Below are 26,208 nucleotides of genomic sequence, written 5' to 3' on the forward strand. Positions count from 1 at the left end.
CAGCAACGCCGCCGGTTCAGTGCCGGCGCGAACCCATTGAATTTTCCCCCACCAGAGGAATCACTAGAAGACCAGCCGAGCATTCATCCCAGGAGACCGCCGATGTCCCTCGCCCCTGCTGCCGACGACAGCACCGACCTTAAGTATGGCCTCGACACGCTGTTTGGTCGCCAGACCCAAAGCGTCGATTGCCGCTACGATGTCCAACGCCTGGATGACGGTGAACCGGTGTGGTTCGCCCTGCACGTTCAGCCACCGCTGCCGGATGATCTGGAAAAAGCCCAGATCGTGGTCTTCAGCACCGAAGGCCGGCACATTGGCGGTATTGTCCGGCTTGCCAAGCGTCTGGACGATGGCAGCCTGCGACTGGAAGTCGAGCCCGACTGAGGTTCTCAGGCCTGCCGTGCACTGCTGCGATACATGAATACCAGCGCCAGCGCCAGGCAGGCCATTGCCAGGACCCGACTCCCGGACAACTCAATAGCGGGGTTGCCCAACCAGCCGAAATTGTCGATCAGCATGCCCATGGCCAACTGCCCGAGGATCACCGCCACGGTCGCCACGGCGGTGCCGACCCTTGGCACCGCGCCGACCATGACCATCATGTACACCACACCAAACAAGGCACCGCCAAGTTGCCATTTCGGCACGTCCAGCAGGCTGACGGCGTGAGCGGGTTCAAAAAACACGATCAGTAACCCGGTGACCACCGTGCCCACCACGAATGTCAGTAGACTGCTGCGCAGCACACCGACCGTCTGGCCCAGGCGACCGTTGATGGCCGCCTGCACGCTCAACACCGCACCGGCCCCAACGACCAGCAGCAATAGCAAAAACAGATTCATATTCAACCTCGGGCAATCAGGACAAGGGCTACGACGATCAGCGCCAAGGCGAGCCAGCGCTCGCCGTTGACCCGCTTGCGGGTTGCACCGAACCAGCCGAAATGGTCGATCAGCACGCTTTTACCCACTTGCCCGGAAAGGATTGCGACCATGGTCATGGCAATGCCGATGTGGGGCGTGGCAAGCGTCAGCACGACCACGTAGATCGGCCCCAGGAAACCGCCGATCAATTGCCAGCGCGGCAACTCATTCAAGGCCGGGCCTTGTTGCGGACCACTGAGCAGCAACAGCAGAAACAGAATCGCCGAACCGACGCCGAATATGCTCAGGGTTGCCCAGAGATGCCCCACTTGAACCCCCAGCGGCCCCAGCAGACCGGCCTCTACCGACAGGCCCATGCCAGCCAGGATCACCAGGGGCAGCAACAGCCAGCGCAAAAGCGCTCGTGGTTTGGAGGCAGCCGCCGGGGCGGCGGCGTTGAGTGAAGACGCTTGCATGATCAGAGCCTCTGAGAAGAACAATGAGCGGGATTATCGGCTGGCGCAGCTGTGCGATAAATGGGAGCATCCCGATAACACTTTTGCGCAACTCGCACAGCGGAGCAGCCCATGCACGGTCTCAATGAACTCGGCTTCAAGGCCCTGCGGTTGTTTGTCGCCGTGCTCGACCACGGCAGCTTCTCGGAGGTGGCCCGGCGCGAAGGCCTGGCGCCGTCGTCGATTTCCCGGCAGATCCAGTTGATGGAACAGGCCCTCAACCAGCAGTTGTTGTATCGACACACCCGCGCTGTTTCGCCCACTGAAGCCGGCCGCCTGCTGGGTCATCATGCACGCCTGTTGCTGGTGCAACTCGAAGAAGCCGAACAGGCGCTGCAGGAACAACACAGTGAGCCAGCTGGACTGGTGCGGATCAATGCCCCGGTGGTGTTCGGCCAGCGCCATCTGACGCCGTGGCTGGGGTCATTGTGTGAGCGCTACCCGAAGCTGCAACTGGACATCCAGCAAACCGACAGCTACGTCGACCCGCTGCAGGAAGGCGCGGACCTGCTGTTTCGCATCGGCCCGCTGCACGATTCAGGCATGCAGGCGCGAATCCTCGCCCCGCACCGCTTTCAGATCGCCGCCAGCCCCGCGTACCTGGCGCGTTGCGGCACACCGCTCAAACCCCAGGATCTGGCGAACCATCAGTGTCTGGCCTACAAAGGCGTGGCCGGCCAGCAACGCTGGTTTTTCCGCCGTCCGGGTCAGGCCTGGACACCCTACAGCGTCAAAGGGCCGATCACCGGCAACCATGCCGACACCCTGACCCAGGCGGCCGAACAAGGCCTGGGGCTGGTGATGTTTCCGTCGTGGCTGATCGGCGAAGCCGTGCGCAACGGCACCCTGGTGCCGGTGTTGCGCGACTACGAAGCCTCCAACAGCCTAGAGCCCCAGCAGATCGCCATTCTCTGGCCGGGCAGCCGACGTCTGTCGGTGAAAGTGCGTACCGTGATCGACTTTTTTCTACAGTGTTTTGGCGAAGTACCTTACTGGGATCGCTGAAACTGCGAGGTCGGTGCTAACGTGTCGACCCGTCGCCTGACAAGGATAACCCCGTGCTGCTGCTCAAATTATTGGTGATTCCCGCTTTCCTGCTGCTGATTTCCCTGGCGGGCCGGCGTTGGGGACCGAGCGTGGCCGGTTGGCTGTCGGGGTTGCCGGTGGTGGTGGGTCCGATTCTGTTGTTCCTGGCCCTGGAACAGGGCGAGGCGTTTGCCGCTCAGTCGGCGACAGCGGCGCTGTCGGCCATGTTTGCAATGATTGCATTCTGTGTGGTGTACGCCCGGGTCGCCCAGCATCGTGACTGGCCTTGGGCGCTGGGTATCGCGTTGGGCGTCTGGGCGCTGGTGGCGATGGTGCTGTCCTGGTTGCCGGCCTCGCTGCCGCTGTCGAGCGTGATCGCCATTGTGGCATTGCTGGCCGCGCCCTATCTGTTCCCGACAGTTCGACCGGTGATGAGCGGCCCGGCTCCCAAATCCGACAAGCTGCTGCTACGCATGGTCGCCGGCGCGCTGTTGACCCTGGCGGTGACGCTGCTGGCCAGCACCGTGGGTGAACGCTGGAGCGGGCTACTGGCGGTGTTCCCGGTGCTGGGCAGCGTCATGGCAGTGTTCTCCCAGCAAACCCGTGGCGCGGCCTTCACCGCCGCGTTGCTGCGGGCCACGGCCACTGGCATGTATTGCTTCACCGCGTTCTGCCTGAGCCTGGCCCTCACCCTGCCGCTGCTCGGCATGCCGGCCTTTGTCGTGAGTGTCGCGGTGTCGGTGGTCATGCTGCTGGTGACCCGCCGCCTGCTGGTGCGCGCCTCTGCCTCACGGGCCAATGATGTGGCGCACTCGTGACCGGCGCTGGAGCCGGTTGGACGCCCATGGGATGATCGCGCTCAAGCACACCCCTCTGTGGAGCGTTTCAATGTCATTGGTAAGTAAACAAGTCGCCGCCCTGGTGCTGACGGCCATCACCAGTCTGGTGGTGGTGCCTGCTTATGCCGCCCAGCCCAAAACCAGCGGCGCAGCACCGGTACAAAAGGTTTCCCTGCTGGGAAGCAAGTTCAACTTCACCCTGCCCAAGGGCTTCACTGCCACACCGCTTCCGGCCGGCGATGCCGCTCAGGGCACGGCGGGGGCGAAGGGGACGATGTACAGCAATGCCACCAGCAAAACCGTGGTGATCACGGCTGAAAACACCATCATCGATGGCTCGAATGTGAAAGACGACGACAGCACATTCCTCGATGCCACCATGGCCGACTTCGCCGTCCAGAAAATCAAGGCCCTGCCGGATGCCAAGATCCTGAGCGAGAAAAGCCTGACCCAAAAAGGTACCGGCCTGGGTCTGCGCCAGCTCGATACCAAGGCGACCCAAGGCGGTGGGCCGACCCTCGATACCACGTTGCTGGGCGCTTCCGGCACGCGCATGGCAGTGGTACAGATCATTTCCCGGGCCAGCGACAAGGCCGGGCATGAGGCGCTGGTGAAGCAGATCGTCGCTGGTCAGTGACTTGATGGACCGGGTGGTTTTCATCGCGAGCAGGCTCGCTCCCACAGAGATTCTGGGGCGACATGAATCTTGATATCCAATCTGCTATTCATCGCAAGCAATCTTTGCCCCCACAGGACTGGAAGCAACCCCGTTTCTGGGAGCGACTCGGGAAAAAGGTGGGAGCGAGCCTGCTCGCGATGACGGCGGCACACTCAACCCCTCTGTCACTGAATCAGGGATTAAGCCGCTCCAGCCAGGCGCGCAGATCCCGCACCTGCATGGCACTGACGCTGTGGCCAACGCCCGGATAGGCATGGAATTCGGGCTCCAGGGCCAGGGTCTTGAGGAAGCTGTCCGCCTCGGTGCCGTCATGGTATGGGATCACCGAGTCCGCCGTGCCATGACCGATAAATACCGCCAGCGTCCGGCGCGACTCGTCGGGTGTCAGTTCGGCCCGCAGTACCGACAGCACCCGCCCGCCCAGCGCGGCAATGCCACCGACGGCCTCGGGATGGCGCAGGGCGACCTCGTAACTCATCATCGCGCCCTGGCTGAAACCGACCAGGTATACGTTGCTCGCATCGGTCGGGTACTTGACCCGGGCCTTCTCGATGAAATCCAACAGCATCTGGCCGCTGGCCTTCAGGTCCGCGGTATCCCCGTCGTAGGCGCCCTCGCCCTTCTTGGCAAACCATTGATACTGGCCCCGCTCCACGGTCTTGGGCGCTCGTACCGATAGGTAGTTGTAGTCACTGGGCAACTCATCCTTGAGGTCGAACAGGTCTTGCTCGCTGCCGCCGGAGCCATGCAGGAAGATCACCAGCGGCCGGTTTCTGGCCTGCTCATCGGCATGGGCCAGGTAATTGAGGGGCAAATCGGTGTGCAGCGCAGGCTGAGCCTGCAAACCGCAAGACACTACCAACAGCAACAGGGCGAGCGCTTTGAACATCAGTCTTCCTCCATCATTCGATAGCCGCACGGCAACGCGCGTGCGCTGAGATAGACAGCAGTTATCAGTCGTTGATCAATTTCCCCGCGCGAATCGGCGCTCGCCCGGCCACTTTCGCCTGCCAGATTCCAGGCTGGGTATAGCGCCCACGGTCCAGCGCAAACAACACGCCGCTGGTGCCGGCCCGAACAGTGGTGACCCGATCGTTCAACGGATCGACCACTTCGAACAACGGATCGCCCTGCTCCACCCACTCACCGGCCTCGCGCAGGAAGCTCACCACCCCATGATGCGGCGCGAACAGGTACTCAGTGCCTTCGAACGGAAAACCTTCACAACAGTGCGCTGGCACGGGCGGCCAGTCACCACCGATGAAACCCTGCTCGGCCAGGAACCCGAGAATGGCTTCGCAATTGGCCTGGGCCTGATCCACCCGGGTGTCGCCCATGCTGCCCAGTTCCAGCGTGGTCGCCAGGTTGGCCGGCGGGATCGCGGCCTCGGGGAAGGTCTTGGCCAGACGCAACCAGGGCGAGGAACAAGACTCGTCGAACGAACTGCCGCCAGAGTCTTCGCACAGCAACGCCACGCCCGCCTTCAACCGCGCGGCCAGGGAGCGCCACTGCGGCCAGTGTTGCGGCAAGGCGTACAGGTGAATCGCCGCCTCGAAGTCGCAATGCAGGTCCAGGGTGACATCGGCGTCGCAGGCATGGCGCAGCAGCAGGCGATGCAGGGCCTCGAGTTGTGAGGGCGGCGCCGGCAAATCGTCCAGCACCTGAACCATGGTCTGGCGGATCAGCGTGATATTGGCGGCCGGGTCGTCGCCCAGGCGATCACCGATGCGTTGGGCCACCGGCGCGCTGAGTTCCACGAAAGACCGATTGAAGTTCTTGCCGCTGCCCAGCTCGAAACGCCCCAGGTGCGCGCTCTGCAGATGCTGGTCCAGGCCGATGGGGTTGGCCACGGGCACCAGTTCAATCACGCCGTTGAGCAAGCCTTGGGTCTCAAGCTCGTTGAGTCGTTGTTTCAGCTCCCATGCCGTGCGCATGCCGGGCAATTCATCGGCGTGCAGGCTGGCCTGGATATACGCCTTGCGTGGACCGTGGCCGTAACGAAACACACTGAGCCGGCGCTCGGTGCCCAGGTGGCTCCATGGCAGGGTATGGTCGATGCGTTGCATGAGGAACTCCCAATAACGGTATTTCGACGGGCGCCGGGGTAAAACACTCGCCCATGAAAAAGGTGGCCGACCGGGTCAACGGCGGGCCACCTTGGTTTCAGCGATTAATGCCCGTAGACATCAAAAGCGAAGTACTTGTCCTGCACTTTCTTGTACGTGCCGTTGGCGCGGATTTGCGTGATGGCGTCGTTGAATTTCTCGGCCAGGGCCTTATCCCCCTTGCGCACCGCAATGCCGGCGCCGCCACCAAAGTACTTGGCATCTTCATAGGTCGGGCCCACGAAGGCAAAACCTTTGCCGGCATCCGTTTTCAGGAAGCCGTCGTCGAGGTTGACCGAGTCGGCGAGCATGGCGTCGAGACGACCGGCGACCATGTCCAGGTTGGCTTCTTGCTGGGAGCTGTAACGCACCAGATTGATACCGGCGGGCACCAGCACCTCGGTGGCGAAACGGTCGTGGGTACTGGCACGCAGCACACCGACTTTCTTGCCCTTGAGTTCGGTCAGCGGGTCCTTGACGTCGCTGCCTTCCTTCATCACGAAACGCGCCGGGGTGTGGTAGTACTTGATGGTGAAGTCGACGTTTTTCTTACGATCATCGGTGATGGTCATGGACGACAGGATCGCGTCGATTTTCTTCACTTTCAGCGCTGGGATCAGGCCGTCAAATTCCTGCTCGACCCAAGTGCACTTGACCTTCATCTGCTCGCACAGCGCGTCGCCGATATCAACATCGAAACCCGTCAGCTTGCCGTCGGGGGTTTTCATCGAGAACGGCGGGTAACCGGCTTCGATTCCGAGGCGGATCGGCTTGGCGTCTTCGGCCACGGCCGACAAGGACAACACGGACAGTGCCAAGGCACCAAACATTGCTAGCTTGTTCATTTTTGCTCCTGAGTGCGCAGGTTTTTATTAGCGGGTTATCGGCAGATTCTTAGGCAGCGTTCGGTCATTAAAAACCGAAGTGGCCGGCAGTCTAGAGGGGCACTCAGGAGGCGAATTGTGTTGAGGCGACAAATATTTATAGAAACAACCAGGCCACAGGGATTGCACCCTGCTGGCTGGAAAGGATCAGCAGTCGCAACCGACAGCCTGGTCCGCCGCGCATTGCACTGCGCCAGTCAGACGGAAGCCTTCGTCCAGCCAGCCCATGACACCGCCAATCATTTCCTTGACCGGATAACCCAAGGTCGCCAGACGCACTGCCGCTTTGTTCGCGCCATTGCAATGCGGGCCCGCGCAATAGACCACAAACAGCGCGGTCTTGGGATAAGCCGCCAGCGCCTGGGCGGTCAGCGAGCGGGTTGGCAGGTTGATCGCCCCGGGCACATGCCCGCGCTCGAAAGCCAGTGGCCCGCGCACGTCCACCAGGACGAAATCGACTTCTCCAGCCTGTTGGCTGGCGTGAACGTCGGAGCAATCAGTTTCGAACGTCAGACGCCGGCTGAAATGTTGCAGGGCTAGGTCGGACGGGGCAGCAGGCACTTGGCGAACCAGGCTGGTCATGAGTGTGTACTCCACAGACAAATGAGGGGGTGAGCAGACTTTATCCGGCCGATGCTTACCGCTACAGTGGCGCACAAGACACTCTGTGGGAATTTTCCGCCATATGCAGCCCAATCCCGGTCTGGTCGCCATCCTCGCCTACGACGGCCTGTGCACCTTCGAATTCGGCATCGCCATCGAGATATTCGGCCTTGCCCGACCTGAGTTCGATTTCCCTTGGTACAAACATCGGATCGTTGCCGTCGATGACGGCCCGATGCGGGCCATGGGCGGCTTCCAGATCCTGGCCGATGGCGGCATGGAATTATTGCAAACGGCGCAAACCATCGTGGTGCCCGGCTGGCACAGTCGCGACGAACCACCGCCGCCGGCGCTGCTTGAGGCATTGCGCTGCGCCCATGCCCGGGGCGCGCGCCTGCTGTCGATCTGCTCAGGGGCATTCGTGCTGGCCGCCGCCGGCTTGCTCGATGGACTGGGCGCTACCACTCACTGGCGCTACACCGATGAACTGGCCAAAAGTTTTCCCGCCATCCTGGTAGACCCGGATGTGCTGTACGTGGATTCGGGGCAAGTCATTACTTCGGCCGGCAGCGCCGCGGGCATTGATGCCTGCCTGCACCTGGTGGCGCGGGATTTCGGCACCCAGGTTGCCAACGCCGTGGCGCGGCGACTGGTGATGTCACCACAACGCACGGGCGGCCAGGCGCAGTTCATTCCTTCACCGGTCAGCCGCACGCCACGCAGCGATTTGTCCGGCGTCATGCACTGGGCCCGCGAACGCCTGCACGAACCGCTCGGTGTGCGCGAACTGGCCAGCCAGGCGGCCATGAGCGAGCGAACCTTCCTGCGGCACTTCACCCAGGCCTGCGGCCTGTCGCCCAAGGCCTGGCTGCAACATGAGCGCCTGGCCCGGGCTCGCGAGTTGCTGGAAAGCACCGAAGACAACACCGACAACATCGCCCAGCTGTGCGGCTACCGCTCGGTGGAAAGCTTTCGCGTGGCATTTCGCAGTGTGGTGGGGCTGGCGCCGTCGGTGTACCGGGAGCGGTTTGGACGTGGGGCGAAGGCGGTCAGTTGACGTGGGGACTGTCGAACATTGGGGTCTGAGGCATCAAGGTTTGCGCAACAAATAAGTATCCATGATCCATCCGTTCGCCTGCCGTGCGGCCTTGCGGGTGCGTTCGATGCTTTCAGCTACCTCCTCCAGCCGACCGGCGATCAGGATCTGATCCGGTGTGCCTACATAGGCTCCCCAGTAGATGTGCGTGTCCGGATCGGATACCTGGCGATACGCATCTTCAGCATCAAGCATCACCACCACGCTTGCCGAGTCACCGACCTGCCCTGCCGCCAGCCGGCGGCCCGTGGTGATCTCCAGTGAACCGCCAATGCTGTTCAATGGCACCCTATGTTGCGCCGCGAGGGCCTGGACGCTGGTGATGCCCGCAATCACCTCGAATTCGAAGGCGCAGCGACCCGCGTCGAGAATCGACTGCAAGATACGCACGGTGCTGTCGTACAACGACGGATCGCCCCAGACCAGGAAACCGCCGCACTGCCCGTCAGACAACTGCTCATCGATCAACCGCTCGAAGGTAGCCTGCTTCGCCCGGTTCAGATCTTCGACACTGGCGGCGTAGTCCACGTCGCCGCGTTGTCGTTCGGGACTGTAGGCTTCGACGAAACGGTAGGTACGATCAACGATGTAGCGTTGGCAGATTTCCCGCCGTAGATCCACTAACGCCTGCTTGGCAGGCCCCTTGTCCATGAGAAAGAACACATCCACCCGATTCAAGGCTTTCACTGCCTGGATCGTCAGGTAATCCGGATCGCCGGCACCGATACCGATGACTGACAGTTTTTTCATTCGAGTGACTCCTGGCCGGGACCCTCGGTGCGCAATCGCCACACACCGTTGAAACGCAACTCGACAGTCGACAGCGGTTCGATGTCGAGACGGTTGAAGGCAACTGCCGGACAGCCCAATACGGTCAGCACGGCCGCGCGGATCACGAACGGATGAGTGACGGCCAACACATGCCCCGGCCGGCCTTCCAGGCTGGCCAGCCAGTCGCTGACACGATGGCACAAGCGGGTGACGGATTCACCGCCATGGGGAGCCGCATCGGGATCGTCGAGCCAGGCTTGCAGGGGTTGCGGTTCGACCTTGAGCAACTGGTCGATGGACAAGCCACGCCAGCGACCCAGATCGCAATCGGCCAGGTCAGCGACCACCTGGGCGTCGTCGCCGAACAGGGCGGCAGTCTGCCGGGTGCGCAACTCCGGCCCGCAGAGCAACTGCCGGACATTTCGGTAGCCCGACTCCGGGCGTTTGCCCAGCCAGTCGGCATCCAGCGGTTCATCCAGGCCAAAACGCGCCTGCTTCTGGGCGACGGTGCGGGCATGGCAGATCAGGGTCAGGCGAGTGGCTTGCACGCACGGTACTCAGACAGTCGAACGGGTTTCATGGAGGTGATACTCCGGCTTTTTTCTTGTACAGCACCTTATATGAAATCAAATAACTGAGACAAAAAGGCGTTATGTCTTACACCGACAGAGGCATCAACTGACATATCGGATCTATGCGATCAAGTCCCCGTCCTACAAGGCTTTCGCACTACTTTCGTGCATTTTAAACAGAACGTAAAAACCGCTGGACATGTAGTACCCGCTACATAAATACTATTTTCAGGAGTTATGAAAGAAATCCAACACCCATCCAGGCAAGGAGCACGGATGCCGCCTCTTCGAGACCTGATTACCGATCCGGGCTTGGTTTTGACGCCGTCGGAACGCAAGGTCGTACGGGCCCTGCTCGATCATTACCCGCGCAACGGCCTCGGGCCGATGTCGCGCCTGGCCGATCATGCCGGGGTCAGCGATCCGACTATCGTGCGGCTGGTGAAAAAACTCGGATTTGGCGGTTATGCCGAATTCCAGGATGCGCTGCTCAGTGACATGGACCATCGCCTGCGCTCCCCTCGCACCCTGTTGCAACCGCGGGCCAAATTGCAGCAAGGCGACACCTGGAGCCAGTACCTGGCAACCAGCCAGCGCATCCTCACCGACACCCAAGCCCTGACTCAACCCGAAGACGTGCGTATTCTCGTGCAATGGCTGCTCGACAGCCGGCATCAGGTGCATTGTTTTGGCGGGCGCTTCAGCAGCTTCCTTGCCCAATACCTGCTCAACCACTTGCGCTTGCTGCGTGCGGGTTGTTTTGCCCTGGAAGACAACGCCCAGTTACCCGACCGGTTGTTCGACGTGCAGCGCCAGGATGTGGTGCTGATATTCGATTATCGTCGCTACCAGGCCCAGGCCCAACGCGTGGCCAGCGCGGCCAAGGAACGCCACGCGCGGGTCGTACTGTTCAGCGACGTCTACACCTCACCGCTACGGGAACTGGCCGACCTGATCATCAGCGCTCCGGTGGAATCGATCTCGGCCTTCGACAGCCTGGTGCCGGCGCTGGCCCAGGTCGAAGCGCTTATCGCCTGCCTGACCTTGCAATGCCCTGATCTGGCCGAGCGCCTGGAAGGTATCGACACCTTGCGCACGGCGTTCAACACGCACCTGCTGGAGGAAAAATAAGGATGTTCTCGCTCCCTCACCACTCCCCTCGGGATTTGCCATTCACCTGCGACCATACCGCCTTGCTGCTGGTGGACATGCAACGCGCCTGGCTGGAACCGCAATTCGATGCCCACCTGGCCACGCCCGAGGCCGACTATTTCATCCGCCGTGCCCGCCAACAGGTGATCCCCAATCAGCAGCGCCTGCTCGAAGCGGTGCGGGCGGCGCAGCAAAACGTGTTGCACACCCACATCCAGAGCCTGACTGCCGATGGTCGCGATCGCTCGCTGGACCACAAGCTGTCGGACATGCATTTGCCCAAAGACAGCCCGCAAGCCCAGATCATCGCCGAGCTGGCGCCGCGGGAAAACGAGATCGTGCTGCCCAAGACGTCTTCGGGGGTCTTCAACTCCACCAACATCGACTACGTGCTGCACAATCTGCAGACCCGTCATCTGATCATCGCCGGCATCGTCACCGACCAGTGTGTCGACATGGCCGTGCGTGACGCCGCCGACCGCGGCTACCTGGTCACGCTGGTGGAAGATGCCTGCGCCACTTACAGCGAACAACGTCATCTGGCCTGCCTGAACGCGATCAAAGGTTATTGCTGGATCACCGATACCGACACCGTGCTCGGTCGGTTGCAGGAGATGCAGCCGTGAGCCGTCTCGATGCCGCAACGCCGCTGACCCCGCTGCCCGTGTCCACGCTGGTCTGCACCGACCTGATCGGCGTGACCCGCGGCCGCTCGTTCCCCAGTGATGAACTGCCCCACTACGTCGACGCCGGTTGTGGCTGGGTGCCGGCCAACAGTGCGCTGACGCCCCAGGACATCATTGCATCGGCCAACCCTTGGGGGGCCTATGGCGACCTGCGACTGATCCCGGACCTGGCCAGCCGGGTCACTGTCGACAATGGCCCGGCTGCCCAGGCGCCTGCCCTGGATTTCATTCATTGCGATGTGCGGGAAACCGATGGTCGGCCCTGGGCCGCTTGTCCTCGCACCTTGCTGCATGACGAAGTGCAACGTTATCGCGCCGAGCTGGGCTTGCAGGTGTTCGCCGCGTTCGAGCATGAATTCAGCCTCGATACCCCTCAACCCCAACCGGATCGCCTGGCCTTCAGCCTCCAGGCCCAGCGCCAGCAGGCCGGGTTCGCCGGATGGTTGCTCAGCGCATTGCGGGCAGGCGGCGTGGAACCGGAAATGTTCCTGCCGGAATACGGCAAGCATCAGTATGAAATCACCTGCCGCCCGACCCTGGGCGTGGCCGCCGCCGACCGTGCGGTGAACGTGCGGGAAATCACCCGGGAGATCGCCCGGCAAATGGGCCTGGATGTGAGTTTCGCCCCCAAGACTTCGGAACATGCCGTGTGCAACGGCGTGCATTTGCACGTGAGTCTGCAAGACCTGGACGGCGTCCCCGTGCTGCATGATGCTGGCTGCGCCAACGGGCTGTCGGACCTGGGCCAGCACTGGGCCGCCGGGGTGCTGCACTATCTGCCCGCCCTGTGCGCGATCACCGCGCCGACACCGGTGTCCTATGAACGCCTGCAACCCCATCACTGGAGCGCGTCCTACGCCTGCCTGGGGCAACGTAACCGCGAAGCGGCGCTGCGCATCTGCCCGACGGTGAGCGTGAGCGGCAAACCGGTGGCGACCCAGTACAACCTGGAATTTCGCGCCATGGATGCCACCGCTTCGCCGCACCTGGCGCTGGCGGCGCTGTTGATCGCCGGGCGACTGGGCATCGAGCAACGGCTGGCGCTCACGGCGGTCACCGATGAAATACCCGATGAATTGAACGAAGAACACCGTCGTGCCCGTGGCATTATCGCCCTGCCGACGACCCTGGCCCAGGCGCTGGATTGCCTGCGCCACAGCGGGGCGCTGTTCGAAGCCCTGCCCGGCCCGCTGGTCGAAACCTATTTCGCCTTGAAGGCCCAGGAGCTGGCCTTGACCCAGGCGCTGTCACCTGCCGAGCTGTGTGAGCACTATGCGCGAATCTATTGAATGTGCTGAATCGGGCCTTTATACCGGGCCGGCTTATCGCCTGATCCGGGAAGACGCCGAACACCCGTTGATCCTGGTGTGTGAACACGCCGACCGTTTTATCCCCGCCGCGTTGAACGACCTTGGCCTGGATGAGACGGCGGCCCAGGAGCACATTGCCTGGGATATAGGTGCCCTGGCGCTGGCCGAACAACTGTCCGAAACCCTTGGAGCGACCTTGCTGGCGGCCAACTATTCACGGCTGCTGATCGACCTGAACCGTCCCCTTCACGTCGCCGACAGCATCCCGCACCAGAGCGAGATCTACCAGATTCCGGGCAACCAGTCCCTGGATGAGGCCACCCGTGAATATCGCCAGCGGTGCCTGTTCCATCCCTTCCATGATCGACTGCGAGCGTTGATCGACCAGCGCCTGGCCGACAACCGGACGGTGCGGGTGGTGGGCATCCACAGTTTTACGCCGGTGTTCTACGGCCAACCGCGCGCCCTGGAAGCGGGCGTGCTGTTCGGCGAGGCCAAGGACTATGCCCAGCGCATCGTCGACGGGCTAAGCCGGCACTCGCTGCGGGTAGCCGGCAACCAGCCGTACAAGATCAACCCTTCGACCGATATGACGGTTCCGGTACATGGCGATGGACGCGGCCTGGATTCGGTGTTGATCGAAGTGCGCAACGACCTGCTACGCAGCCCGACAGCGGTGCAGGCCTGGAGCGCTTACCTGGCGCCATTGTTGTAGGAAAGCAGCGGCAAGGTTCGAGCGGCAAGCGACAAGCAAGAGCACACCCACACAGCTGAGAAGGAGAACGGCTTATGAGTATCGAGGCATTTGGCTATAAACAGGAATTGAAGCGCAGCCTGTCGCTGACGGACCTGGTGGTGTACGGGATGATTTTCATGATCCCCATCGCACCGTTCGGCGTGTATGGCTACGTTAACGCCGAGGCGCCGGGGATGGTGCCGTTGGCGTATATCATCGGCATGGTGGCGATGCTCTTCACGGCCTTGAGCTACGGCAGCATGGCCAGAGCTTTTCCGGTGGCCGGCTCCGTCTATTCCTATGCGCAACGGGGCCTTAACCCACACGTGGGCTTCATCGCCGGTTGGCTGATGCTGCTGGACTACCTGCTGATCCCGCCCCTGCTCTATGTCTACGCCGCCATGGCGCTGAACCATCTGTACCCGGACGTTCCCAAGGTCGGTTTCATTCTGGCATTCCTGGTCAGCGCGACCTTCGTCAACCTGCGGGGCATCACCTTCACCGCACGGATGAATATCATTTTCCTGCTGGCGCAACTGATGGTGCTGGCCATTTTCCTGTTCTACGCCTGGAATGCCTTGCAGGGGGGCGCCGGTAACGGCCAACTGACCCTGGCGCCGCTGTACAGCCCGGAGCGTTTTGATTTCGCGCTGTTGATGCAGGCCGTGTCTATCGCCGTGTTGTCGTTCCTGGGCTTCGATGCCATTTCCACCCTGGCCGAAGAAATCAAGAATGATCCGGGGCGCAGCGTGGGCAAGGCGGCGTTGATCACACTGCTGGTGATGGGGGTGATTTTCGTCGTGCAAACCTGGATTGCCACCGACCTGGCGGCCGGCATGGGCTTCAAGTCCGCCGATACCGCGTTTTATGAAATCGCCGAATTGGCGGCCGGCAGTTGGCTGGCCACTTTGACCGCCGTCGCCACGGCGCTGGCCTGGGGCGTGGCCGTGGCGATTACCTCGCAAGCAGCAGTGTCGCGCCTGTTGTTCGGCATGGCCCGGGACGGCAAGCTCCCCAAGGTGCTGGCCAAGGTCCATCCGAAACACAACACCCCATACTTGAGCATCTATCTGGTAGCAGTGCTGTCGCTGTTGATCTGCTACCTGTTCATAGATGCCGTGGACACCCTGACTTCCCTGGTCAATTTCGGCGCCTTGAGCGGCTTCATGTTGTTGCATATCACCGTGATCAACCATCACTGGCGCCGCCAGCGGTCCGGCCAAGTGATTCGCCACCTGATCTGCCCTTTGATCGGCTTCGCCATCGTCGCGGCCATCATGTACAACATGGGCGTGGATGCGCAGAAGCTCGGCTTGATATGGATTGCCGCAGGCCTGGTCTATCTGGCCGTGCTCAATAAGTTCGGCACCGATACTGCCCTGCCTGACCCTGCGGGACAGTGAGGATCGGCGGTCGAAGGGGTTCGACCAGCCGTCGTCACAATGCGTGGACATCGACAGTGATCGTCAAGCCCGGTGCATGTCACCGGGCTCTTTGGAAAAGGAGTGCAATCCATGCTGGCCTTACGTCCAGTTCAATTAAGCGACCTGCCGCAATTGCAGCAACTGGCCCGCGACAGTCTGGTGGGCGTCACATCGCTTCCCGACGATACCGAACGCCTGAGGGACAAAATCCTCGATTCATGTGCCTCGTTCGAGACCGACGTGCAGAGCCCTGGCGCAGAGAATTATTTCTTCGTCCTGGAGGACCTGGCATCCGGGCAATTGACCGGCTGTTCCGAGATTCTCGCCAGCACCGGCTGCAATGAGCCGTTCTACAGCCTGCGGCATCGCCCGTTTACCAGCGAGTCCCGGGAACTGAACATCCAGCACGGCGTACCCGCGCTGTCGCTGTGCCAGGACCTCAATGGCCAGACGCTGCTGCGCGGTTTTCATATCGACGCCGGACGGGTACGCACGCCGGAATCGGAGTTGCTGTCCCGCGCGCGGCTGATGTTCATCGCCGCCCATCCGCAACGTTTTGCCGAATCGGTGATCACCGAGATCGTTGGTTTCAGCAGCGATGACGGTCAGTCGCCGTTCTGGGATGCCGTCGGCCAGCATTTTTTCGACCTACCCTACGCCGAAGCCGAACGCTTGTGCGGTCTGCAGAGCCGCACCTTTCTCGCCGAACTGATGCCGCAATACCCGATTTATGTACCCATGCTGTCCCAGGCGGCCCAAGCCTGTATCGGCCGGGTGCATCCCGACGGCCAGGAAGCCTTCGACATCCTGGAACGCGAGGGTTTCGAAACCAACAGCTACGTGGATATCTTCGACGGCGGGCCGACACTGCATGCTCGTGTGGCGAACATCCGCTCGATCACCCAAAGCCGTATAGCCACGGCCCGACAATGCTCAGACATTGACCTCGGCGGCCGCTTTCTGCTGAGCAACGACGGCCTGGAGAATTACCGGGCCATCGTGGCCGAGCTTGACGTCAGTGCCGAGGGCACCGTGTCCCTGACACCGCAGATGCTGGCAGCACTGGGTATCACCGACGGCGAGCGGGCCCGGGTGGTTGCGTTATGAACCTGACGCGATTCCTCACCTGGCATCAGCGCCCCGATTGGCACGATGAAGGAGCTGCATCATGATTGTGCGCCCGGTCGCTCTGACGGATCTGCCCGCCTTGCTGGACCTGGCCCATTGCGCGGGCCCCGGGTTCACCAGCCTGCCGGCCAACGAAGAACGCCTGGCCCATCGAGTGCGCTGGGCCCAGCGCACCTTTGCCGGACAAGTCGAACGCGCCGATGCCGATTACCTGTTCGTGCTCGAGGACGATGACCGGCAAGTAGTCGGTATCAGCGCCCTGACCGGTGCGGTCGGGCTGCGTGAGCCCTGGTACAACTATCGAGTCGGGGTCACCGTCAGCTCCGCGCCTGAACTGGGCATCCAGCGACAGATACCCACGCTGTTCCTCAACAATGAGATGACCGGGCAATCGGAGATCTGCTCCTTGTTCCTGCATCCTGAACACCGCCGCGGCCATAACGGACGCCTGCTGTCCCTGGCGCGCTTGCTGTTCGTGGCCGAGTTTTCCCAGCTGTTCGGTGAAAAACTGATCGCCGAATTGCGAGGACACGCCGACGAGCACGGCTGTTCACCGTTCTGGGACAGCCTGGGCCGGCACTTCTTCCAGAAAGACTTCAGCTACGCCGACCAATTGTCCGGCATGGGCAACAAATCCTTCATCGCCGAGCTGATGCCGCGCCAACCGCTGTACACCTGCCTGCTCACCGAACAGGCCCAAGCGGCTATCGGCAGGGCCCACCCGAATACCGAGCCGGCCCTGAAAATCCTCGGCGCCGAGGGTTTTGCCCATAAAGGCTACATCGACATTTTCGATGGCGGCCCGGTGATCGAAGCGCCAGTGGCGAAAATCCGGACCGTGCGCGACAGCCAGTCGCTGACCCTGGCCATCGGTATGCCGGACGAACAGGCACCGGTCTGGCTGATCCATAACCGACGGCTGGCGAGTTGCCGCGTAACCAGTGCCCGAGCCCACCAGCACGGTCACAGCCTGCTGGTGGACCGTCTCACGGCCAAACGTCTGCAAATGCAACCAGGTGACACGGTGCGCGCCGTGGCGTTGCTTCAACAGGGGCGGCAAGCGGCGGCGGCATAGGCTGGGCTCGAGCACAAATACCTTACCCACTGACACGCATTAGCCTCCGCCCCCTTTGCCTGCACCTTGGTCAGCTCGATCATCGCTGACAGCCTGTCGGGATCCTCTGCAATCCGGCACACACATAGCCCATGCACATTCGTCATCATCTTTAAGCCTTGCGCGTGATAGCCTTTGGATCTTTCGGCGTTGACACTTTTGCTCAAGCCTTTCCATTCCAATGGTGGAACTCATATGCCCAGGCTTTCCCATCAAGACTTGCGTCGCAACTTTCGCCAACTGCTGGCGAGCGAAACCTGCTACCACACCGCCTCGGTGTTTGATCCGATGTCAGCGCGCATCGCCGCCGACCTGGGTTTTGAAGTAGGGATACTGGGAGGCTCGGTCGCGTCGCTGCAAGTGTTGGGGGCGCCGGACTTTGCCCTGATCACACTCAGCGAATTCGCCGAGCAGGCCACGCGCATTGGCCGCGTAGCCCAACTGCCGGTAATTGCCGACGCCGATCACGGCTATGGCAACGCCCTGAACGTGATGCGCACCATCATCGAACTCGAACGCGCCGGGGTGGCGGCCCTGACCATCGAAGACACGCTGCTGCCGGCCCAGTTCGGCCGCAAATCCACCGACCTGATCGGCGTCGCCGAAGGTGTCGGCAAGATTCGCGCAGCGCTGGAAGCCCGGGTCGACCCGGAAATGGCGATCATTGCCCGCACCAACGCCGGGATCCTACCGGTCCAGGAAATCATCAGTCGGACCCAGCAATACGAACGTGCCGGCGCCGACGGGATTTGCATGGTGGGTGTGCAGGACTTCGACCACCTGGCGCAGATCAGCGAAAACCTGAGCGTGCCGTTGATGCTCGTCACCTATGGCAATCCGTTGCTGCGTGACGACAAACGCCTGGCGGAACTCGGCGTGCGCGTCACCATCGATGGTCACGGTGCCTACTTCGCCGCGATCAAGGCCACCTATGACAGCCTGCGCGAACAGCGGCAGATCTTCACCCAGGCGTCAGACCTGAGCGCCACCGAGCTGACCCACACTTACACCCAGCCCGAGGATTACATCCGTTGGGCCGAGGAATATATGAGCGTCAAGGAGTAAGCGAGCTCCCCCCCACAAGATGAGCCTGTGGGAGCAGAGCTTTGCTGCCACAGGCTCATGATCGGCTAGCTCTTAGCGCCCGCTGCGCAACATCTCCTTGGGCACGTACTTGCCGATTTCGAACTTGCCGATGGCGGCGCGGTGTACTTCATCCGGGCCGTCGGCCAGGCGCAAGGTGCGTTGCATGGCGTACATGTAGGCCAGCGGGAAATCGTTGGAAACCCCTGCCCCGCCGTGGATCTGGATGGCCCGGTCGATGACCTTCAAGGCCACGTTCGGCGCAACGACCTTGATCTGGGCGATCTCACTCTTGGCGACCTTGTTACCGACGGTGTCCATCATGTACGCCGCTTTCAAGGTCAGCAGGCGCGCCATGTCGATTTCCATCCGTGAATCGGCGATCTTGTCGACGTTGCCGCCCAGGCGCGCCAACGGCTGGCCGAAGGCGGTGCGGCTGACGGCACGTTTGCACATCAACTCCAATGCACGCTCGGCCATGCCGATGGAACGCATGCAGTGGTGGATCCGACCCGGGCCGAGGCGACCCTGGGCAATTTCAAAACCGCGCCCTTCACCCAGCAAGACGTTTTCGTACGGCACCCGCACATTGTCGAACAGCACTTCGGCGTGGCCGTGGGGCGCATCGTCGTAGCCGAATACCGGCAGCGGACGTACGATTTTTACCCCAGGCGTGTCCACCGGCACCAGAATCATCGAGTGCTGGGCATGACGCGGCGCGTCGGGGTTGCTCAGGCCCATGAAGATCAGAATCTTGCAGCGCGGATCACAGGCCCCGGAGGTCCACCACTTCTTGCCGTTGATCACCCACTCGTCGCCATCGCGCTCGGCGCGGGCGGCCATGTTGGTGGCGTCCGAAGAAGCAACGTCCGGCTCGGTCATGGCGAAGGCCGATCGGATCTCGCCGCGCAGCAGCGGTTCCAGCCAGCGTTGTTTCTGTTCTTCATTGGCGTAACGCACCAGCACTTCCATGTTGCCCGTGTCCGGCGCCGAGCAGTTGAACGGCTCCGGCCCCAGCAACGAACGGCCCATGATCTCTGCCAACGGCGCGTATTCGAGGTTGGTCAGGCCAGCGCCCAGCTCAGACTCGGGCAGGAACAGATTCCACAGCCCTTCGGCTTTGGCCTTGGCCTTGAGCTCTTCCATGATGGCGGTGGGCTGCCAGCGGTCGCCTTCGGCCACTTGTCGTTCGAACACTGCTTCAGCCGGGTATACGTAGGCGTCCATGAACGCGGTGACACGTTCACGCAGTTCCTGAACCTTGGGGGAATACGCAAAATCCATGAGAAGCACCTTCTTGGCAGAGGTTGTTTTTAGGTCATGAAATCGATGCTAGTTCAGCTACGAAAATTTACCTAACCTATTCTCGGCGTGTATTAACATTCATCACCGATATATGGTTCACTGATTTGCATCGCCACCCGGCACCTCACAACAAGCCCAAGAACAAGAGTGCAGCGCCATGAATCTGAGCAAGGTCGACCTCAACCTTTTTATCGTTTTTGACGCGATCTACACCGAAGCCAACCTGACCCGCGCTGGACAGATCGTCGGCATCACTCAGCCGGCGGTGTCCAATGCCCTGGCGCGTTTGCGTGAGACCTTCAATGACCCGCTGTTCGTGCGCACGGCCCAGGGCATGGTGCCCACGCCCATGGCCCAGAACATCATTGGCCCGGTGCGCAATGCCTTATCGTTGCTGCGAGTGTCGGTGCAGGAAAGCCGGATTTTCAATCCGCTGCAGGCGGTCAAGACCTACCGCATCAGCATGACCGACCTCACCGAAGGCGTGATCCTGCCTCTGTTGTTCCAGCGCCTGCGACGCCTGGCGCCGACCGTGGCCATCGAGAGCTTCCTGTCCAAGCGCCGTGAAACCACCAAGGAACTGGCCGCCGGTCGCCTCGACTTCGCCGTCGACGCGCCACTCAATACCGACCCGCAAGTGCGCCACGTCAAGCTGATGGAAGACCGGTACGTGTGCGCCATGCGCAAGGGGCACCCACTGGCGGGCAAGGAAAAAATCAGCCTCGATGATTACCTGGCCCAGACTCATGTGCATATTTCCAGCCGCCGTAACGGTCTGGGTTATGTCGACCTGGCCCTGGGCAAGATGGGCATCCAGCGCAAGATCGCCCTACGCTCCCAGCATTACTTGATGGCGTCCCAGGTGTTGCAACAGACCGACATGGTCATGACCGTCCCCGAGCGCTTTGCCCGTCGTCACGATCTGCATGCCTTCGTGTTGCCGGTCAACGATGTGCCCCCCGTGGAAACCCATCTCTACTGGCATGAAAGCACCGACCAGGACCCGGCCAATCGCTGGATGCGCGAACAGATGATCGAGCTGTGCCAGCAGGTGACGGCGCATGAGAAGAAGCTCGACAAGGTTTAGGCGATCAAAATTGTGGGAGCGAGCCTGCTCGCGATGGCGCCGGGTCAGTCAACATTAATGCTGACAGGTATACCGCTATCGCGAGCAGGCTCGCTCCCACAAGGGGTGTGTCTGCATTGGGATCTGATTGCTTGACGTGAACGTCAACCTGCCATTAGCTTAGCGCCAGCCCCTTTCGTTTCGAGCGCTTCCATGAGCAGCCAGACCTACAGCATCTCCGACCTCGCCCGCGAACTGGATATCACCACCCGGGCCATCCGCTTCTATGAAGAGCAAGGCCTGCTGAGCCCGGAGCGACGTGGCCAGGAACGCATTTATTCGCCTCGGGACAAGGTCAGCCTGAAGCTGATCCTGCGGGGCAAGCGCATCGGTTTTTCCCTGGCCGAGTGCCGTGAACTGATCGAACTCTACGACCCCACCAGCGGCAACCAGAAACAACTGCACAGCATGCTGGCGAAGATCACCGAACGTCGGGAACAGCTCGAACAGCAACTGCTGGACATCGAACAGATGAAGCTGGAACTCGACACCGCCGAAGAACGCTGCATCCAGGCCCTGGAGCAGACGATCAAAGGTCAGGAAACCGTGCAGTAATCATCGTCATCCTCTTGATACTGGCAGCCCACTACAGGTCAATCCCCATGTCCCTTCCCTCCTTTGTACGCCTGATTGAAGTTGGCCCTCGCGACGGCCTGCAGAATGAAGCACAACCCATCAGTGTCGCCGACAAGGTGCACCTGGTGGATGCCCTGAGCGCCGCCGGCCTGGGTTATATCGAAGTCGGCAGTTTTGTCTCGCCCAAGTGGGTACCGCAAATGGCCGGCTCCGCCGAGGTGTTCGCGCAGATACAGCGCAAACCCGGCGTCACCTATGGCGCCCTGGCGCCGAACCTGCGGGGTTTTGAAGACGCGCTGGCAGCCGGCGTGAAAGAGGTCGCCGTGTTCGCCGCCGCGTCCGAGGCGTTCTCCCAGCGCAACATCAACTGTTCCATCAAGGAAAGCCTTGAGCGCTTTGCGCCGATCATGGAAGCCGCCCGGCAGAACGGTGTCAGCGTGCGCGGTTACGTCTCCTGCGTGCTGGGCTGCCCGTACGAAGGCGCGGTCAAGCCCGAACAAGTGGCGTGGGTCGCCCGCGAACTGTACGCAATGGGCTGCTACGAGGTGTCCTTGGGGGACACCATCGGCACCGGCACCGCTGGCGCCACACGCAAGATGTTCGAGGTGGTTTCGGCTGAAGTGCCCAGGGACAAGCTCGCCGGGCACTTCCACGATACCTACGGCCAAGCCATGGCCAACGTCTACGCCAGTCTGCTGGAAGGCATCGCCGTGTTCGACAGTTCTGTCGCAGGCCTGGGCGGTTGCCCGTATGCCAAGGGCGCCAGCGGTAACGTTGCCACCGAAGACGTGTTGTACCTGCTCAATGGCCTGGGCATTGAAACTGGCGTCGACCTGGACGCACTGATGGCTGCCGGCCAGCAGATCTGTGACGTACTGGGTCGCCCTACCGGTTCGCGGGTAGCCAAGGCGCGCGCCGCACAGTGAGGTGTTACCGCTCCCGGTGTAACAGCTACGAAACGAGTAACACGGAAACAATTTGTCAGGTCTGGACGGGCGGATATTTCCGACAAAAAGCCCAAGTCATTGATTTATAAAGCATTCATAAAAGTTGGCACGCACCCTGCTATACCTTTGGCATAACAAAAATAAAAAATGCGATACACCCAATAAAAACAAGACGAAACGACTCTGACATAACAAAAACAACACGACAGAGGCGCAGCTAACAGATTTTTTTGGAGAAGATGGGCTTTTCAGGGTGCTTTCAGGAGCAACCCGCAACCGGGCAGAGAACAATAAAACTACCTTCAGGTAGCCCCCGAATCGGTTGGATCGCGAAGCGAAAAAGCAGGTCAGCGCTCAAAAAAATACGTTTGCTCTTGATCCCGGATGGGGATCACCAAAACAGCGGTAAAGGGTCACGGCTACTAAAAACAACAACAGGCCGCCCCTCAATAATAAAAAAAAGAGCACGTAACGACAAAATTAAAGGGGAGCTTCGGCTCCCCTTTGTGCTATCTGGGATTTGGGTTTTCCGCGCCGATGTGTCAGCCATATCACCTTGGTTGACACACCGCATTCGCGAGCAAGCCCGCTCCCACAGGGGATTTTTCTCAGCTTTCCTTTTCGCGCAGTTCTTCAATGCTGATTTCGCGCATGCGGAACTTCTGGATCTTGCCGGTCACGGTCATCGGGAACTCCTCGACGAACTTGAAATGACGTGGCGTCTTGAAGTGGGCAATGCGCTCTTTGCACCAGGCCTGCAACGCTTGCTCGGTGGCGCTGTGGCCGGGATGGAACTTGATCCAGGCGACGATTTCTTCACCGTAGCGCGAGCACGGAATGCCGATCACTTGCACATCAGCCACTGCGGGGTGGGTGAAGAAAAATTCTTCCAGCTCACGCGGGTAAATGTTCTCACCGCCTCGGATGATCATGTCCTTGTTGCGTCCGACGATGCAGACATAACCCTGTTCGTTCATGGTCGCCAGGTCGCCGGTGTGCATCCAGCCGTCCTGATCGATGGCGTCAGCAGTGCCGCTGGGGTTGTCCCAGTAGCCGAGCATCACGCTGTAGCCACGGGTACACAACTCGCCGATGGTGCCACGGGCAACGATATTGCCGGCCTCGTCGACGATCTTGCTCTCCAACTGCGGCTGGGTACGGCCAACGGTGGTCACGCGCAATTCCAGTTCGTCTGAAGGACCGGTCTGCAACGACACAGGACTGGTTTCCGTCATGCCGTAGGCAATCTGCACTTCGGCCATGTGCATCTCGTTGATGACCCGGCGCATCACCTCAATGGGGCAAGTGGCCCCGGCCATGATCCCGGTCCGCAGGCTGGACAAATCAAAATCGCCTCGTTGCGGCTGGTCCAGCATGGCGATGAACATGGTGGGCACGCCATACAGCGCCGTGGCTTTTTCTTCGGCCACGGTACGCAGGGTCAGCAACGGATCGAAGGCGTCGTTGGGGTAGATCATGGTGCTGCCGTGGGTCATGCAGCCCAGATTGCCCATGACCATGCCGAAACAATGGTAGAGCGGTACCGGGATCACCAGCCGGTCGCTCGCCGTCAGACCCAGGCTTTCGCCGACCATGTAACCATTGTTGAGGATGTTGTGATGGCTGAGGGTCGCGCCCTTGGGGAACCCGGTGGTGCCGGAGGTGTACTGGATATTCACCGGGTCATCATGATGCAGGCTGGCCTGGCGCTCGACCAGTTGTTCAGGCAAAACCGCAGCGCCAAGGGCTGCCAGTTGTGACCAGGGTAAAAAGCCTGACGGTGGTTGGGCGTCCAGACTGATCACGCCTCGTAGCAGCGGCAGACGCTCGCTGTGCAACTGGCCTATCGATTGCTCCGCCAGTTCAGGCGCGAGCGCTTGCACCATGGCGTGATAATCCGAAGTTTTGAACGCTGCGGCGCAGACCAGCCATTGGCAACCTGACTGCTTGAGCACGTATTCGAGTTCGGAACTGCGATACGCCGGGTTGATGTTGACCAGAATGACACCGATCTTCGCACTGGCGAACTGGCTGATGCACCACTGAGCACAGTTGGGGGCCCACACGCCAAGACGGTCGCCGGCTTTCAAGCCCAGCGCCAACAGGGCTCGGGCATGCAAGTCGACGGCTTCGGCCAGTTGCCGCCAGGTATAACGCAGCGATTGATGGCGAACCACCAACGCCTCGCCATCGGGATACCGGGCCACAGTCTGATCAAAGGCCTCGCCGATGGTGTGCGCCAGCAGAGTCTTGTCCTGGGAGCCGCGGGTGTAGCTGAGCTGCGATTGCGAACCGGGTTGATCCATGATGACCCCTCTTGTCTTTATTAGTGGGTGTATCGGTGAACCTGCTGACTCAAGCGCACTTACTTTGGCGTAAGTTGACGTTAACGTAAAGGGTGATTGACAGCCATTCGTCACAGGCTTACGTTAACGTAAAGGTGAGAGCCAATCCCCCCTCTCCACACCCGACAAAAAATCCAAAAGGTGTCCCATGAGCTACCCATCCCTGAACTTTGCCCTCGGCGAAACCATCGACATGCTCCGTGATCAGGTGCAGGCCTTCGTCAAAGCTGAGCTAGCGCCACGGGCCGCCCAGATAGACATCGACAACCTGTTCCCTGCCGACATGTGGCGCAAATTCGGCGACATGGGCCTGCTGGGCATCACCGTCCCGGAAGAATATGGCGGCGCTGGCCTGGGTTATCTGGCCCACGTGGTGACAATGGAAGAAATCAGCCGCGGCTCGGCCTCGGTCGCCCTCTCCTACGGCGCCCACTCCAACCTCTGCGTCAACCAGATCAACCGCAACGGCAATCACGAACAGAAAACCAAGTACCTGCCCAAGCTGATCAGCGGCGAACACATCGGCGCACTGGCCATGAGCGAACCCAACGCCGGCTCTGACGTGGTGTCGATGAAGTTGCGGGCCGACAAGCGCGGCGACCACTACGTGCTCAACGGCAGCAAGACCTGGATCACCAACGGTCCCGACGCCAACACCTACGTGATCTACGCCAAGACTGACCTGGAAAAAGGCCCCCACGGTATTACTGCTTTCATCGTCGAGCGCGACTGGAAAGGCTTCAGTCGCAGCAACAAATTCGACAAGCTCGGCATGCGCGGCTCCAACACCTGCGAGTTGTTTTTCGATGACGTCGAAGTCCCGGAAGAAAACATCCTCGGGGTGCTCAACGGCGGCGTGAAAGTGTTGATGAGCGGCCTCGATTACGAGCGTGTCGTGCTGTCGGGCGGCCCTACCGGGATCATGCAGGCCTGCATGGACCTGATCGTGCCGTACATCCACGACCGCAAGCAGTTCGGCCAGAGCATCGGCGAATTCCAGTTGATCCAAGGCAAAGTCGCGGACATGTACACCCAGCTCAACGCCAGCCGAGCCTATCTCTATGCCGTGGCCCAAGCCTGCGAGCGCGGCGAAACCACCCGCAAGGACGCCGCCGGGGTCATCCTCTACAGCGCCGAACGCGCCACGCAGATGGCCCTCGACGCGATCCAGATTCTGGGGGGTAACGGCTACATCAATGAATTCCCCGCCGGTCGCCTGCTGCGTGACGCCAAGCTGTACGAAATCGGTGCTGGTACCAGTGAGATTCGTCGGATGTTGATCGGTCGTGAACTGTTCAACGAAACCCGCTAAACGGAGCT

The 26,208-nt window shown here is 61.0% G+C and carries 27 protein-coding genes; 17 read left to right on the plus strand and 10 right to left on the minus strand.

Translation table 11 applies throughout. From position 1 onward, the window contains the following. The first annotated feature begins 102 nt into the window (after nt 1-102). A complete protein-coding gene (locus tag AC3I65_RS16680; RefSeq protein WP_076383991.1) occupies nt 103-387 on the plus strand; it encodes a hypothetical protein in 285 nt (94 codons plus the stop codon). 5 nt (nt 388-392) lie between these two features. On the opposite strand, the gene AC3I65_RS16685 is transcribed toward AC3I65_RS16680, so the two are convergent. Further along, nucleotides 393-845, minus strand: coding sequence for a DMT family transporter (locus tag AC3I65_RS16685; protein WP_047228443.1), 453 nt, complete (start codon nt 843-845; stop codon nt 393-395). 2 nt (nt 846-847) lie between these two features. Beyond that, complete coding sequence (locus AC3I65_RS16690; protein WP_047228444.1) at nt 848-1,342, minus strand: DMT family transporter; 495 nt, start codon at nt 1,340-1,342, stop codon at nt 848-850. 111 nt (nt 1,343-1,453) lie between these two features. On the opposite strand from AC3I65_RS16690, the gene AC3I65_RS16695 reads away from it, so the two are divergent. From AC3I65_RS16695 to AC3I65_RS16705, 3 genes are all read left to right on the plus strand, one after another. After that, a complete protein-coding gene (locus AC3I65_RS16695; RefSeq protein WP_047228445.1) occupies nt 1,454-2,386 on the plus strand; it encodes a LysR family transcriptional regulator in 933 nt (310 codons plus the stop codon). A 53-nt stretch (nt 2,387-2,439) separates the two neighbouring features. Continuing rightward, nucleotides 2,440-3,225 (plus strand): hypothetical protein, encoded by a 786-nt coding sequence (locus tag AC3I65_RS16700; protein ID WP_488524009.1) that lies wholly within the window; start codon nt 2,440-2,442, stop codon nt 3,223-3,225. Nucleotides 3,226-3,295: 70 nt separating this feature from the next. Continuing rightward, nucleotides 3,296-3,883: a DcrB/PsbP domain-containing protein gene (locus tag AC3I65_RS16705; protein WP_488524010.1), complete on the plus strand. Its 588-nt coding sequence runs from the start codon at nt 3,296-3,298 to the stop codon at nt 3,881-3,883. Nucleotides 3,884-4,097: 214 nt separating this feature from the next. Here the strand turns inward: AC3I65_RS16705 and AC3I65_RS16710 are convergent, their stop codons facing one another. The 4 genes from AC3I65_RS16710 to AC3I65_RS16725 form a co-directional block, all read right to left on the minus strand. Then, complete coding sequence (locus AC3I65_RS16710; RefSeq protein ID WP_107322292.1) at nt 4,098-4,814, minus strand: alpha/beta hydrolase; 717 nt, start codon at nt 4,812-4,814, stop codon at nt 4,098-4,100. A 64-nt stretch (nt 4,815-4,878) separates the two neighbouring features. After that, a complete protein-coding gene (locus AC3I65_RS16715; RefSeq protein ID WP_107322291.1) occupies nt 4,879-5,991 on the minus strand; it encodes a M14 family metallopeptidase in 1,113 nt (370 codons plus the stop codon). A gap of 104 nt (nt 5,992-6,095) precedes the next feature. Then, nucleotides 6,096-6,875 (minus strand): ABC transporter substrate-binding protein, encoded by a 780-nt coding sequence (locus tag AC3I65_RS16720; protein ID WP_047228450.1) that lies wholly within the window; start codon nt 6,873-6,875, stop codon nt 6,096-6,098. A 186-nt stretch (nt 6,876-7,061) separates the two neighbouring features. Further along, on the minus strand, nt 7,062-7,496 hold the full coding sequence (locus AC3I65_RS16725; protein ID WP_047228451.1) for a rhodanese-like domain-containing protein: 435 nt from the start codon (nt 7,494-7,496) through the stop codon (nt 7,062-7,064). A 103-nt stretch (nt 7,497-7,599) separates the two neighbouring features. Here AC3I65_RS16725 and ftrA point away from each other — a divergent pair, with 103 nt between their 5' ends. Continuing rightward, nucleotides 7,600-8,574 (plus strand): transcriptional regulator FtrA, encoded by a 975-nt coding sequence (gene ftrA / locus AC3I65_RS16730; RefSeq protein WP_076383987.1) that lies wholly within the window; start codon nt 7,600-7,602, stop codon nt 8,572-8,574. A gap of 33 nt (nt 8,575-8,607) precedes the next feature. Here ftrA and cobF read toward each other — a convergent pair whose 3' ends face one another. Further along, the gene (gene cobF / locus AC3I65_RS16735) at nt 8,608-9,363 is read right to left on the minus strand and encodes a precorrin-6A synthase (deacetylating) (protein ID WP_488524011.1); all 756 of its coding nucleotides are present in this window, start codon (nt 9,361-9,363) and stop codon (nt 8,608-8,610) included. Then, nucleotides 9,360-9,932: a histidine phosphatase family protein gene (locus tag AC3I65_RS16740; protein ID WP_488524012.1), complete on the minus strand. Its 573-nt coding sequence runs from the start codon at nt 9,930-9,932 to the stop codon at nt 9,360-9,362. Before AC3I65_RS16740 ends, cobF begins: the two co-directional genes overlap by 4 nt. 300 nt (nt 9,933-10,232) lie before the next feature. Between AC3I65_RS16740 and AC3I65_RS16745 the strand changes: the two genes are divergently transcribed. From AC3I65_RS16745 to AC3I65_RS16780, 8 genes are all read left to right on the plus strand, one after another. Next, a complete protein-coding gene (locus AC3I65_RS16745) occupies nt 10,233-11,087 on the plus strand; it encodes a MurR/RpiR family transcriptional regulator (protein ID WP_047228455.1) in 855 nt (284 codons plus the stop codon). Nucleotides 11,088-11,089: 2 nt separating this feature from the next. Next, entirely contained in the window at nt 11,090-11,734 is a 645-nt protein-coding gene (locus tag AC3I65_RS16750) for a cysteine hydrolase family protein (protein WP_274090712.1), read from the plus strand. Further along, nucleotides 11,731-13,083 carry a type I glutamate--ammonia ligase gene (locus AC3I65_RS16755; protein WP_274090713.1) on the plus strand — a complete coding sequence of 451 codons (1,353 nt, stop codon included), beginning with the start codon at nt 11,731-11,733 and terminating at the stop codon, nt 13,081-13,083. Before AC3I65_RS16750 ends, AC3I65_RS16755 begins: the two co-directional genes overlap by 4 nt. Next, nucleotides 13,067-13,819 (plus strand): N-formylglutamate amidohydrolase, encoded by a 753-nt coding sequence (locus AC3I65_RS16760; RefSeq protein WP_047228458.1) that lies wholly within the window; start codon nt 13,067-13,069, stop codon nt 13,817-13,819. Before AC3I65_RS16755 ends, AC3I65_RS16760 begins: the two co-directional genes overlap by 17 nt. A gap of 74 nt (nt 13,820-13,893) precedes the next feature. Next, on the plus strand, nt 13,894-15,243 hold the full coding sequence (locus AC3I65_RS16765; protein WP_076383984.1) for an APC family permease: 1,350 nt from the start codon (nt 13,894-13,896) through the stop codon (nt 15,241-15,243). A gap of 111 nt (nt 15,244-15,354) precedes the next feature. Next, on the plus strand, nt 15,355-16,371 hold the full coding sequence (locus AC3I65_RS16770) for an arginine N-succinyltransferase (protein ID WP_047228460.1): 1,017 nt from the start codon (nt 15,355-15,357) through the stop codon (nt 16,369-16,371). Between the two features lie 61 nt (nt 16,372-16,432). Then, nucleotides 16,433-17,467 (plus strand): arginine N-succinyltransferase, encoded by a 1,035-nt coding sequence (gene astA / locus AC3I65_RS16775; protein ID WP_488524013.1) that lies wholly within the window; start codon nt 16,433-16,435, stop codon nt 17,465-17,467. Nucleotides 17,468-17,701: 234 nt separating this feature from the next. Next, nucleotides 17,702-18,571 (plus strand): isocitrate lyase/PEP mutase family protein, encoded by an 870-nt coding sequence (locus tag AC3I65_RS16780; protein WP_047228462.1) that lies wholly within the window; start codon nt 17,702-17,704, stop codon nt 18,569-18,571. Nucleotides 18,572-18,643: 72 nt separating this feature from the next. Here AC3I65_RS16780 and AC3I65_RS16785 read toward each other — a convergent pair whose 3' ends face one another. After that, nucleotides 18,644-19,873, minus strand: a complete 1,230-nt coding sequence (locus AC3I65_RS16785; protein WP_047228463.1) for an acyl-CoA dehydrogenase — start codon at nt 19,871-19,873, stop codon at nt 18,644-18,646. A gap of 178 nt (nt 19,874-20,051) precedes the next feature. Here AC3I65_RS16785 and AC3I65_RS16790 point away from each other — a divergent pair, with 178 nt between their 5' ends. The 3 genes from AC3I65_RS16790 to AC3I65_RS16800 all read left to right on the plus strand — a co-directional run bounded on the left by AC3I65_RS16790 (nt 20,052) and on the right by AC3I65_RS16800 (nt 22,522). Then, nucleotides 20,052-20,981, plus strand: a complete 930-nt coding sequence (locus AC3I65_RS16790; RefSeq protein WP_047228464.1) for a LysR family transcriptional regulator — start codon at nt 20,052-20,054, stop codon at nt 20,979-20,981. Nucleotides 20,982-21,173: 192 nt separating this feature from the next. Further along, the gene (locus AC3I65_RS16795; RefSeq protein WP_047228465.1) at nt 21,174-21,575 is read left to right on the plus strand and encodes a MerR family transcriptional regulator; all 402 of its coding nucleotides are present in this window, start codon (nt 21,174-21,176) and stop codon (nt 21,573-21,575) included. Nucleotides 21,576-21,622: 47 nt separating this feature from the next. Next, nucleotides 21,623-22,522, plus strand: a complete 900-nt coding sequence (locus AC3I65_RS16800; RefSeq protein WP_288912735.1) for a hydroxymethylglutaryl-CoA lyase — start codon at nt 21,623-21,625, stop codon at nt 22,520-22,522. 629 nt (nt 22,523-23,151) lie between these two features. Here the strand turns inward: AC3I65_RS16800 and AC3I65_RS16805 are convergent. Continuing rightward, nucleotides 23,152-24,849 carry an AMP-binding protein gene (locus AC3I65_RS16805; RefSeq protein WP_076383982.1) on the minus strand — a complete coding sequence of 566 codons (1,698 nt, stop codon included), beginning with the start codon at nt 24,847-24,849 and terminating at the stop codon, nt 23,152-23,154. 187 nt (nt 24,850-25,036) lie between these two features. On the opposite strand from AC3I65_RS16805, the gene AC3I65_RS16810 reads away from it, so the two are divergent. After that, nucleotides 25,037-26,200, plus strand: a complete 1,164-nt coding sequence (locus tag AC3I65_RS16810) for an isovaleryl-CoA dehydrogenase (protein WP_047228468.1) — start codon at nt 25,037-25,039, stop codon at nt 26,198-26,200. Nucleotides 26,201-26,208: the final 8 nt, after the last annotated feature.

The sequence above is a fragment of the Pseudomonas sp. N-1-13 genome (assembly GCF_057787095.1).